This window comes from Sphingomonas sp. (assembly GCF_050725575.1).
Taxonomy (GTDB): Bacteria; Pseudomonadota; Alphaproteobacteria; order Sphingomonadales; family Sphingomonadaceae; genus Sphingomonas.
Genome location: NZ_JBOHHW010000043.1, coordinates 1 through 11,801, shown reverse-complemented (window position 1 = coordinate 11,801; position 11,801 = coordinate 1). Strand labels below are relative to the sequence as shown.

The 11,801-nt window shown below is 63.8% G+C and carries 8 protein-coding genes and 1 pseudogene; 5 read left to right on the top strand and 4 right to left on the bottom strand.

All coding sequences use genetic code 11. The annotated features are described in order from the left end of the window. Positions 1-3 precede the first annotated feature (3 nt). The 3 genes from ACRECS_RS21600 to ACRECS_RS21590 all read right to left on the bottom strand — a co-directional run bounded on the left by ACRECS_RS21600 (position 4) and on the right by ACRECS_RS21590 (position 3,617). Entirely contained in the window at positions 4-390 is a 387-nt protein-coding gene (locus ACRECS_RS21600) for a VOC family protein (RefSeq protein ID WP_431585025.1), read from the bottom strand. Positions 391-460: 70 nt separating this feature from the next. After that, entirely contained in the window at positions 461-853 is a 393-nt protein-coding gene (locus ACRECS_RS21595) for a VOC family protein (RefSeq protein ID WP_431585024.1), read from the bottom strand. A 16-nt stretch (positions 854-869) separates the two neighbouring features. Then, positions 870-3,617 carry a [protein-PII] uridylyltransferase gene (locus ACRECS_RS21590; protein ID WP_431585023.1) on the bottom strand — a complete coding sequence of 916 codons (2,748 nt, stop codon included), beginning with the start codon at positions 3,615-3,617 and terminating at the stop codon, positions 870-872. Positions 3,618-3,727: 110 nt separating this feature from the next. On the opposite strand from ACRECS_RS21590, the gene ACRECS_RS21585 reads away from it, so the two are divergent. After that, entirely contained in the window at positions 3,728-4,414 is a 687-nt protein-coding gene (locus ACRECS_RS21585) for a GNAT family N-acetyltransferase (RefSeq protein ID WP_431585022.1), read from the top strand. Between the two features lie 26 nt (positions 4,415-4,440). Here ACRECS_RS21585 and mutS read toward each other — a convergent pair whose 3' ends face one another. After that, complete coding sequence (gene mutS / locus ACRECS_RS21580) at positions 4,441-7,035, bottom strand: DNA mismatch repair protein MutS (RefSeq protein ID WP_431585049.1); 2,595 nt, start codon at positions 7,033-7,035, stop codon at positions 4,441-4,443. A gap of 366 nt (positions 7,036-7,401) precedes the next feature. On the opposite strand from mutS, the gene ACRECS_RS21575 reads away from it, so the two are divergent. The 4 genes and pseudogenes from ACRECS_RS21575 (at position 7,402) to ACRECS_RS21560 (ending at position 11,538) form a co-directional block, all read left to right on the top strand. Beyond that, on the top strand, positions 7,402-7,932 hold the full coding sequence (locus tag ACRECS_RS21575) for a DUF5681 domain-containing protein (RefSeq protein ID WP_431585021.1): 531 nt from the start codon (positions 7,402-7,404) through the stop codon (positions 7,930-7,932). Positions 7,933-7,983: 51 nt separating this feature from the next. Then, positions 7,984-8,295 (top strand): annotated as a pseudogene (locus ACRECS_RS21570) (TrbC/VirB2 family protein); the annotation flags it as partial. Between the two features lie 319 nt (positions 8,296-8,614). Further along, entirely contained in the window at positions 8,615-11,011 is a 2,397-nt protein-coding gene (locus tag ACRECS_RS21565) for a TonB-dependent receptor (RefSeq protein WP_431585020.1), read from the top strand. A 215-nt stretch (positions 11,012-11,226) separates the two neighbouring features. Further along, entirely contained in the window at positions 11,227-11,538 is a 312-nt protein-coding gene (locus ACRECS_RS21560) for a hypothetical protein (protein WP_431585019.1), read from the top strand. Positions 11,539-11,801: the final 263 nt, after the last annotated feature.

The window sequence follows — 11,801 nt, the reverse complement described above, 5'->3', positions numbered from 1 at the left end:
CGCTCAAGCGACGGGCAGGCGGTGCATCGCGCACAGCTTGTTGCCCGCGGGGTCGCGTAGATAGGCGAGGTAAAGCTGGCCAAAGCTGCCTTGGCGAATGCCGGGCGGGTCTTCGCACGAGGCACCGCCGGCCGCGACGCCGGCGTCATGCCAGGCATCAGCTTCTTCGGGTGACTTGGCGGCAAAGCCGATCGTGCCGCCATTGGCGAAACAGGCAGGTTCGCCATTGATCGGCCTGGAGATCGAGAAGATGCCGGTCGGCGTGACGTAGAAGACGCGGCCCTTTTCATCGACCCGGCCCGGGGGAATGCCGAGCGTTGCGAGCGTTGTGTCGTAGAAGCTCTTCGACTCTTCGATATCGTTCGCGCCGACCATGATATGACTGAACATTGGGTACTTCTCCCTGATTTATCCCTGCATGAAGCGCATGCAGGAGACCAAAGCCGCTGTCGATCGCCTGTCAGCGAGCCGGTGGGGCCGGCGGTTCCCATAGTTCGATCGCATTGCCGTCGGGATCGTGGATCCGCGCGAACTGACCGATCGACGGGTCGTTCCATTCGGGTTTGGTGATGATGTCGATGCCCGCCGCGTTGAGTTGCTCGAGCAGCGAATCCAGGTCGCGCACGCGCAAATTGAGCATGAACTGCTTGTCGGCGGCGAAATAGTCGGTCTCCTGCTTGAACGGCGCGAACACCACCGGGCCGCCTTCGGCCTGCCATGACCATTCGTCTGGCGTCGCGCCCTCGGTCGCGACGCAGCCCGCGCCAATGCCGAGATGCTCGCGGTACCAGGCGGACAATGCGTCCGGGTCCTTTGCGCGAAAGAACAGCCCACCAATTCCCAATACCGGCATCGTCTCTCTCCTCTCGTTATTCCGCCTCGACCATCTCCCGTCCCGCCGCCGCGTCGAGCAGGCGGCGTTCGATCGTCTTCAGGCGCGGCCCGCCGGCGATCTTGTCGCCGAGCAGGTCGGTCAGATAGAAAGTGTCGACCGCGCGCTCACCATAGGTCGCGACATGCGACGAGTGAATCGTCACTTTCGATTGGAACAATGTGTAGGCAAGCTGGTGGAGCAGCGCCGGGCGGTCGCGGGCATTGACCTCGACCACAGTGAAGCGGTTCGATGCCTTGTTGTCGATCAGCACATTGGGCACGATCTCGAACGCCTCGGCGCGGGTGCGGGGCAGGGGCTTGGCCAGCAGCCGGTCAAGCATCTTGCCGCGATTGGCCAGCGCATCTTCGATCGCGGTGCGCAGCCGGCCGAGCTGCCCGGCATCGTCGAACGGCCGGCCGAACGGATCCTGGACGAGGAAATTGTCCAGCGCCATGCCGTCGCGCGTGGTGTGGATGCGCGCATCGATAATGTTGCCGCCCGCGACATGGATCGCGCCGGCAATGCGGTAGAACAGGCCGGGATGATCGGCGGCATAGACGGTGACGAGCGTCGCACCGCGTTCGGGATAGACCTGCGCCGCGATCGACAGCTGCGCGCTTCCCGCCGCCTCGATCAGCCGCGCGTTGCGCACCAGCACATCCTCGGGCTCGGCGACCCAATAGGGTTCGGGCAGGCGCTTGACCAGCCGGGCGAAGGCCACATCGTCCCAGCCAAGGGCTGCCTGCAGCGCTTCCTGCTTGGCAGCGATGCGCTCGCCGCGGCCTTTCTGCTTGTGACCGAGGCGCAGCACTTCCTCGGCGGATTCATACAGAGTGGAGAGCAATTGCCGTTTCCACCCATTCCACACACCGGGTCCGACCGCGCGGATATCGACCACGGTCAAGGTGAGCAGCAGGCGCAGTCGCTCCGGGCTCTGCACGGCTTCAGCAAAGTCGAGGATCGTCTTGAAATCCGACAGGTCGCGCTTGAACGCAGTCGCCGACATCAGCAGATGCGCACGGACCAGCCAGGCGACCGTCTCGGTCTCCGCCGGCGACAGGCCGAAGCGCGGGCAGAGCCGGTTCGCGACCTCCGCGCCGAGCACCGAATGGTCGCCGCCGCGTCCCTTGGCGATGTCGTGCAGCAGCACCGCGACATAGAGCACGCGGCGCGATACGATCTGCTTCATGATCGCGGTGGAGAGCGGGTGATCCTCGTTGAGCTCGCCATGCTCGATCTTCGACAACAGGCCGATCGCGCGGATCGTGTGCTCGTCGACGGTATAATGATGATACATGTCGAACTGCATCTGCGCCACGACGCGGCCGAAATCGGGCACGAAGCGTCCGAACACACCCGCCTCGTTCATCCAGCGCAATACCGTTTCCGGATCGCGCGGCGAGGTCAGCACGTCGAGGAAATAGGCGTTGGCGTCGGGATCATTGCGGATATCGTCGGCGAGCTTCGCGTCGCGCGCGGCGGCGCGCATCGCCAGCGGGTGGATCTCAAGCCCATGCTTGTCGGCAAGCGCGAACATCTCAATCAGCCGCACCGGTTTTTTCGCCAGAAAATCGTCCGAGGGCAGCGTGATCCGCCCACGTTCGAGCCGGAAGCCGTTGAGCTTGCTCGGATGGCGTCGGAGAATCGGCAGGCCGAAGCGGCGGCCCCGCGCCGCAAACTTCTCATCGAGATGCGCGAGGAAGACACCGGTCAAATTGCCGACAGTCTTCGCCTGCAGGAAGTAATATTGCATGAAGCGCTCGACGCTCGACTTGCCGGGGCGGTCGGCGAAGCGCAACCGCTCGGCGATCTCGCGCTGCAGGTCGAAGGTCAGCCGGTCCTCGGCGCGGCCGGCGATGCTGTGTAGCTGGCAGCGTACTGCCCAGAGGAAATTCTCCGCTCGGTGGAACTGGCGATATTCGTCCGCGGTCAGCAGCCCGGCGCCGACCAGTTCGGCCGAGCTCTGCACATTGTACGCATATTTGCCGATCCAGAAGAGCGTGTGGAGGTCGCGCAGTCCGCCCTTGCCTTCCTTCACATTGGGCTCGACGACATAGCGCGTATCGCCCATCTTCTTGTGCCGCACATCGCGCTCGGCGAGCTTGTCGGCGATGAAGGCGCGCGCGGTATCGGCCTGGACCTCGACCTTGAAGCGCCGCGCGGCCTCTTCGTACAAATCGGTGTCGCCCCACACATAGCGTGCCTCGAGCAGGGCGGTGCGGATGGTGATGTCGCTCTTCGCCTGGCGCACCATCTCGTCGAGCGAGCGGCTGCTATGGCCGACCTTGAGGCCGAGATCCCACAGCGCATAGAGCATCGTCTCGATCACCTGCTCGCTCCACCCGGTCTGTTTCCAGGGGGTGAGGAAGCCGATGTCGATGTCCGAATGCGGCGCCATCTCGCCGCGGCCATAACCGCCGACCGCGATCAGGGTGATGCGTTCCGAAGCGGTCGCATTGTTGACCGGATAGAGCCGCGTGACGGTGAAGTCGTAGAGCAGGCGCAGCAGCTGATCGGTCAGGAACGCCTGGGCGGCGGCGGCCTCAAGCCCGCGCGACGGATGCTCGACCAGCCGACGGGCGATCTCGGCGCGCCCGGCGTCGAGCGCGGCCTTGAGCTGAACCGCGGCGGCGCGGCGCAGCGCGACCTTGTCGTCGCCTTCCAGCGCGGCAAGCGTATCGGCAAGCACGCGGCGATCGATGATCGCGCGGCGCTGGGGCAGGGAGTCGAAGCGGCCGGACATAGGGCTCAGATACCGGGTTCGGTGTGTGGCGTCACGGGGACAGCGGCAGCATTTGCTTTGGCGGCAGAAACCGGGATGACCGCGGCGCGATCCCGTGCTTGAAGCAAGTCATGACGACAGCAATCCATCCGCTCGACCGCCCGGTGTGGCACAGCCTGACCAGCCGCCAGGCGCATCTCGCGCTCGGCGATGCCCGCGCGCTGCGCTTCGTGCCCGAGGTCAATCTGTTCGGTGCGGCAGCCGAAGACACACCCGAAAACCTTGCCGCGCTCGCCGCGCTGCTGCCGGCGGACGGCACGCTTGGCCTGGTCGAAGCAAGCGATGTCGCGCTGCCGCCCGGCGCGGTGGTGCGGTCGCGCGCAATCATCAACCAGATGGTGCTGACCAGCCTGACCAAGGCGGGCGCGCCGGTCGAGTTCGTACCGCTGTCCGACGCGGACGCGCCCGAGATGCTTGCGCTCGCGACACTGACCGCGCCGGGGCCGTTCTTCTCCCAGACCAACCGGCTGGGCGATTTCATTGGCGTGAAGCAGGATGGAAAGCTGGTCGCGATGGCCGGCGAGCGGATGAAGCCGATCGGCTTCACCGAGGTCAGCGCGGTGTGCACCCATCCCGACCATCGCGGCCATGGCTATGCCCGCGCGCTGATGCAGGTGGTGATCGAGCGCATCCTTGCACGGGGCGATGCGGCGTTCCTGCATGTCTATCCGGACAACACCGGTGCGATCGGTCTGTACGAGGCGCTGGGTTTCAGGCTGCGGCATGCGATGACCTATACGGTGCTGGAGCGCGGGTGACGGACAGGAGAGATTCCGCATCGATCTCAATCGCTCCCGTCACGGGCCAGCGCCTTTAGCCGATACAGCACCTCCAGCGCTTCGCGTGGCGTCAGCGCATCGACATCAATTGTCTCGACTTCGGCGCGGATCGCGTCGCACTCCTGTTCCACGGCTTCGGCGGCGGCCGCGAACAGCGGCAGATCGTCGAGCCCGGCCGCGAGCCCGCCGGTCTTGGCGCGACCGGCTTCGAGTTTCGCCAGCACGGCTTTCGCGCGCGCGATCGTCACCGGCGGCAACCCGGCCAGCCGCGCGACCGCCAGGCCGTAGCTGCGGTCGGCCGGCCCTTCCGACACTTCGTGCAGCAGCACCAGCTCGCCCTTCCATTCGCGCGCGCGGACATGGTGAAGGGTGAGCGCGTCGCAGCGTTCGGCCAGGCGAGTCAGTTCATGATAATGCGTCGCGAACAGGCAGCGGCAGCGATTATCCTCATGGATCGCCTCGACCACCGCCCAGGCGATGGCGAGACCGTCATAAGTACTGGTGCCGCGCCCGACTTCATCGAGGATGACGAAGCTGCGCGGTGTCGCCTGCGCCAGGATCGCGGCGGTCTCGACCATTTCGACCATGAAGGTCGATCGGCCGCGCGCGAGATTGTCCGACGCGCCGACCCGGCTGAACAGGCGATCGACCAGGCCAAGCGTCGCTGAGGTCGCGGGGACATAGCTGCCGGCCTGGGCCAGTACCGCGATCAAGGCGTTCTGGCGCAGGAAGGTCGATTTACCACCCATGTTCGGACCGGTCACCAGCCAGAGGCGCGAGTCTTCCGACAAGCGGCAATCATTGGCGACGAAGCGTTCGCCGCGTTTGGCCAGCGCATCCTCGACCACCGGATGGCGGCCGCCCTCGATCTCGAAACAGGCATGATCGGCGAGCGTGGGGCGAGTCCAGCCGCCTTCGCCGGCGCGTTCGGCGAGGCCCGCGGCGACGTCGAAGCGGGCAAGCGCATCGGCGGTCGCGGCGATTGCCTCGCGCTTGTCGAGCGCGGCTTGAGTCAGATCTTCGAGATGTGCCGCTTCCGCTGCCAGTGCATGCGCGCCGGCCTGAGTCACTTTCAGCGCGACCTCATGCAGGTCGGGGGCGTTGAACCGCACCGCGCCGGCCATGGTCTGGCGGTGAGTGAAGCCGCTGTCGGGTTTCATCAGCGCATCGGCGATGCGCGCCGGCACTTCGATATGATAGCCAAGCACGCCGTTATGCCGGATCTTCAATTGCGCAATGCCGGTGCGGTCGCGGTAATCGGCCTCAAGCGCAGCGATGGCGCGGCGACCGCCGGCACCGGCATCACGCAGATCGTCGAGTGCGGCATCATAGCCGGGCGCGATATAGCCGCCATCCGAGGCGTCGATCGGTGGCATGGGCACCAGCGCGCGGGTCAGCAAGTCGATCAGCGCGCCATGCCCGCGCAATTGCGGTGCGAGCGCAGCGAGCAGGGCAGGGGGCTCGGCGATACGGTCGAGCCGCCCACTCAGATTCTGGGCACCATCAAGGCCGTCGCGAAGCTGGCCGAGATCGCGTGGCGAACCGCGCCCCGCCGCGAGCCGGCCGATCGCGCGGCCGATATCGGGCAGGCTGCGCAATGTAGCGCGAAGCTGTTCGCGCAAGCCGCTATCGTCGCACAGCAATTGTACCAGGTTGAGCCGCGCCTCGATCCCACCCCGGTCCATCAGCGGCGCACCGATGTCCGCGGCGAGCAGGCGCGCACCGGCGCCGGTGACGGTGCGGTCGACCGCGTCGAGCAGGCTGCCCTCGCGCGTGCCAGTCGCGGTCTGAGTCAGTTCCAGGCTTTCGCGCGTCGCGGCATCGATCGCCATTTGCTGCGCGGCGCGTTGCAGGCGCGGCGGGCGCAGGAACGGCAGTGATCCCTTGGCGGTATGGTCGAGATAGGCGATCAGCCCTCCTGCCGCGGCGAGCCCCGCGCGGCTGAACTGGCCGAAGCCGTCAAGCGTTGCGACGCCGAACAATTCCTTCAGCCGCGCTTCGCCGCGCGCACTGTCGAAGTCGCTTTTCGGGCGCAGCATGGTCGCGGCTTCGTCGAACGCGGTGATCTCCGAAGCGATGGTTTCGGCCGGTGCAAGGCGGGCAAGTTCGGCACCAAGGCCGGCCATATCGGTTTCGATCAGTTCGAACCGCCCGGTCGAGACATCGGCGGCGGCGATGGCGACGCTGCCTGATCCCGAACCACCCGCCTCACCGATCGCGACGCACCAGTTTGCGGTACGCGCGTCGAGCAGCGCTTCCTCGGTCAGCGTGCCGGCGGTGACGACACGGACGATGGCGCGGCCGACCAAAGTCTTGCCGCCGCGCTTCTTGGCCTCGGCCGGGCTTTCGGTCTGTTCGGCGATGGCGACGCGGTGGCCGGCCTTGATCAGCCGCGCGAGATAGCCTTCCGCCGAATGCGCCGGCACGCCGCACATCGGGATGGCGACGCCATCATGCTCGCCGCGCGCGGTGAGAGCGATGTCGAGACAGGCGGCCGCGATCTTCGCATCGTCGAAGAACATCTCGAAGAAATCGCCCATGCGATAGAAGAGCAGGCAATCCTGCGCATCGGCCTTGAGCGCGAGATATTGCGCCATCATTGGGGTCGGGGCGGACGAAGTCTGGGTAGCGGCCATGGCCATGCGGTTAGCGGGAAATTCCGGCGTCGTCATGCCGGAGTTGGCGGGTTTTGCGACACATGATTGCAAGCCCGGGCGTGGCCCGTGGCATGCTGTTCCGTGCTGATATCCGGCATTTATTTTCCCGCTGCTGTTAAGTTGGATTTCGGGTCGAAAATTCCGAAGCGCATTCAATGAGTTGGGTGGCCGATATGCTGTTATCCAATAACAGCATGGAACAGCATCGATAACAGCATGGTGGCGGGCAGGAACAGCACCGGATCGATTCAACTCGCCATGAAAAGCTGCTCGAGGGGTGGTTGGACGACTCATGACCGTGGTGATGACATGACGCAGCAACATGTAGAATCGGGCGAAGATTATCAGGCTGACGATGATGGCCCGACCCGACGGATTGTCGGCAAGCCCTTTACCAAGGGCCAGTCGGGCAATCCGGCGGGCCGGCCGCGCTTTCGCGGCGCGAGCGGGCGCAAGGGTGACCGGCTGCCCGGATCGGACCTGCCGACGCGGGCGATGATCCTGGAGGAAGCCTATCGTCGGATCACCGTGCGCGACGGTGACGCGGAGATCGAGCTGCCGGCCCATCGGGCGGTGTTTCGCGCAATGACGATGGCGGCGGTCGCGGGCAGCCGCCTGGCGCAGCGGCAATGGACTCAGCTGGTTCAACTGGCGGAGGAAGCGCAGAAACGCGAGCAGGTCGCGCTGTTCGCGACGCTGGAGCGGGACGGAGCCGAGACCCGCTATTCGGGGGTCCGGCGCGAGTATGTCCCGATCGGCGATTTCGATGACGAGATCCTCACCGGCCTGCAGCAGGGCGTATCGATCGTGCGGGCGCTGCACAGTGGCGATGACGACTGAGGCGCGGTGCGTACAGAGGGACGGAGAGACGCTGGATGGTCCGGTGGTGCGATGCTATGCCGAGCGTTCAACCGGAGTGTTCCAGCCGCCATGGCGAGTATCGCCGTCCTTTCCTCTGCGCCGTCCTATTCGCTCGCCGATCCGGCCGGGTCCGACCCGCTGGTCGCGGCGGTCGGCTGGTTGCAGGGGACATTGCTCGGCACCGTCGCGACAACCATCGCGATCATCGCGGTCGCAGTGATCGGCATGATGATGCTCAACGGGCGGATCAACTGGCGCAGCGGCGCAACGGTGATCACCGGCTGCTTCATCCTGTTCGGCGCAGGAATTATCGCGGCCGGGATAAGGTCCGCGGCGAGCGGCGGGTATGAGCGGGATTATGAGCCGCCGGCGCCTTATGTCGCGCCGCCGCCGCCCGTGGTGATGCCGTCACCGGCACCGACGCGGCCGGCCGATTTCGATCCCTATGCGGGGGCGGCGCCGCGGAATTTTTGACGGCGCGTTTGCGCAGTTGCCAAGGCAAGCGCAGACCAGCCCGAAGAAAGCAGGGTTTAGGTAATCCGCCGCCCAAATAAACCAGCTTGGTAACGCGAAACATAAACTGCGTCCTCAAATCCTATCTGATCACTAGGATATTGCTGACGGCCGGAGGAAGCCGCTCGTCCGCATAAGGGGGGTCTTCATGGCCGGAATTCGTTTATCGCTGATCCATCTGCTGTCCGTTTCCGTCCTTGGGCTGTTCCCGGCCGCGGGCGCCGTCGCCCAGACGACCACGGCCGAGACCGCCGACACTGGCGACACTGGCGATACCGGCGACCTTGGCGAGATCATCGTGACGGCGCGCCGGCGCGAGGAGAATCTGCTCACCACGCCGGTTTCCGCGACGGTGCTGTCAAGCGCGGACCTGACGCAGCAGAACATCCGCAGCTTCCCGGACTTGCGCGGCGCGGTCTCCAATCTTGAGCTGACGCCCTTGTTATCGGGCGGCACCAGCTTCACCATTCGCGGGATCGGCCAGACCTTCAACCAGGTCAATTCGGACACCAAGGCCGGCTTCTATGTCGACGAGATGTATGTCAGCCGACTGGAGGGCAATGATCTCTATTTCTATGACATCGCCTCGCTTCAGGTGCTGAAGGGGCCGCAGGGCACATTGTTCGGCAAGAATACGACGGCCGGCGCGGTACTGCTGACGACGCAGCGGCCGACCGACCGTTTCGAGGGCTATGTCCAGTTGCGCCTCGGCTCCTATAACCGGGTCGATACCGAGGGTGCGATCAACCTTCCGCTGGCGGACGGGATCAGCAGCCGGCTGAGTTTCCGCACTCAGGATGCCGATGGCAATATCAAGCATCTGCTCGACGACGGCCGCAGCGGCAACGTCAAGAATCGCTCCGGCCGCCTCCAGCTTCGCGCCGACAAAGGGCCGCTGACGGTCGATCTGCTCGGCGAATATAACTGGTCGCGGACCGATGGCGGGGCGACCATCCCGGTCGGCTGCCTGTCAAGCGCGGCCTATATCCAGAATTACGATGCGCTGCACAGCCTGCCCTATTGCACTGCCTATCCGGTGCTGGGGAAGGACGATCTGGTTTATGGCGGCGCGACGCTGACCGCGCCGACCAGTGCGCTGATCACCGACATCGCATCCGGCGGCGATGCGCGCCGGGGCATTGCCCGCTATGTCGGCCGCGGGCCGTTCAACCACACCGATGCGACGACGCTCAACGGGCGGATCAATTATCAGCTGAGCGATGATATCGCGCTGCATTCGGTGACGGCGTATCGCCGGTCCCAGGCGACCTTCTACACGCCGGTCAATAACAGCCCGAACGACATTTATGCCGAATATGACGATACCCGCACCACGCAGGTCACGCAGGAATTGACGCTGGGCGGCACCGCGTTTGACGAGCGGCTGACCTTCCTTGCCGGCGTTTATTATTTCAATCAGAAAACCAGCTTCCTTCAGGATACCGGCCCCGACTGGATCGATCCGCTGGGCTATATCTACGACGCCTCGCTGAAATATGAGAGCTATGCCGCCTTTGCCCAGGCGTCGTTCAAGGTCACCGACCGGCTCGAGCTGACCCTTGGCGGCCGCTACACCCATGACAAGAAAACCGGGTCGAGCTACGTCTTTTTCGCGGGCAAGGCGGGGAGTTTTCTCCACAATGGCGTGCTCACCCAATGCGGCTATTTCACCGGCGATTTCCTCGGCGGCCTGGCGAATTGCGCCGGCGATCCCTTCACGGCGCGCGATACGCACAGCTGGCAGGGCTTCGACCCGAAAATCCAGCTCTCCTATCGCTGGACCGACACGCTGTTCACCTATGCCAGCGCCGGCCATGGCTATAATGCCGGCGGCTTCAACCAGCAGATCGGCTCGCAACCGGCCAATGGCCGCTTTCCGTCCTTCTATGATCCGGAAAAGCTCTGGTCCTATGAGGCGGGCATCAAGGCCGAATTGTTCGACCGGCGCGCGATCATCAACCTGTCGGGTTTCTACCAGAAATATACCGATATCCAGTCGGGGGTGAACGTGCTGATCGGCACGATCTCGACCCGGCAGGTGCAAAGTGCGGCGTCGGCGCATGAGGCCGGTTTCGAGGGCGAGTTCGTGCTGCGCCCGACGCGCGACCTGACGCTGCGCGGTAATCTCGCCTATCTCAGCCAGGCTTATGACAGCATCCGGCCCAATGCCGTGACGCTGACGCTCGACACCCCGGTCAGCTCCGCGCCGAAATATACCTATAGCGCGGCGCTGTCCTATGACTTGCATGTCGGCGCGACCGGGACCCTGACGCCCAGCGTGGACGTGCGCGGCGTGGGCTCGAAGCCCGCTTGCCAGGAGGGCGCAGACTATATTTGCAAGCTGCCTGCCTATGCCCTGCTCGGCTTCCGGCTCGATTTCGTGCCCGGGGGTGAGAAGGGCTGGCGGATCGGCGTCTATGGCACCAATGTCCTCGACAAGACGGTTCAGCTTGCCCGCACCGGCTATTTTGGCGGCTTCGGCATTGACCGTTTCACGCCGGGGCGGCCGCAGGAATTCGGTGTGGAAGCGGCGGTGAAATTCTGACGGCGAGGGGCTGTAGCCGCATCTCGCACAAACAGTCTGCCCATCACATCCGCAAAGGGTGATTATACCGGCTGGATTGTGCCCATCGCCATAGCCCAGAGCCAGCGCCTGCCAGGCGCAGACTTACACCAAGGAGATTGCGAGTTAGCAAACCGCCACCGAAAATATATAAATCATCCGAGAATCATCTTGTGGTGAAGGCTTAGGGAATTTGAATGCCTCTTCTGCTTTACACTTTTTGCGTCAATTTTAGATCAGGCACTTATCTATCGCAGAATGAAGCGAAAACCCCAGAACTTGCTTTAAGGGCCTGGGTTGATGATCCCGATGAGGAGATGATTGCCGCCTTGGATCTTCGTGATGGTGTAGAATCATGGGGCGAAAGCCTGAAAGATAAGCTAGAATTATGGAATATAAGCGATGTTATAGTCCCAATTAGGGGGCTTAAAAATTGCTGGTCAGTACATTTTTTGCAGGAAGATGAAGGTGTCTTTGTCGATATAATACAGACGGATGCACGATCGTAGATATTTCAAATTCATGCAGATGGCACGCTTGCTCCGACCTCTGTTCGGATTCCGTATCGAATGATGCGGCTCGGAAATCGGCGAACCGATCTTAGCCGAACGAGACAATCTCGCACCCTGTCTCGATCGGCTTCGGCGGGACTGTCAGGAATTTTGTGCGTGAGGTCATATAGATGGAAGAGAAAGGACCATCGATATGGCAATCGACAAGGACGTTTTGGACCAGCTTCTGGCTGGTCGTGACCCGCAGGAACTGTTTGCCA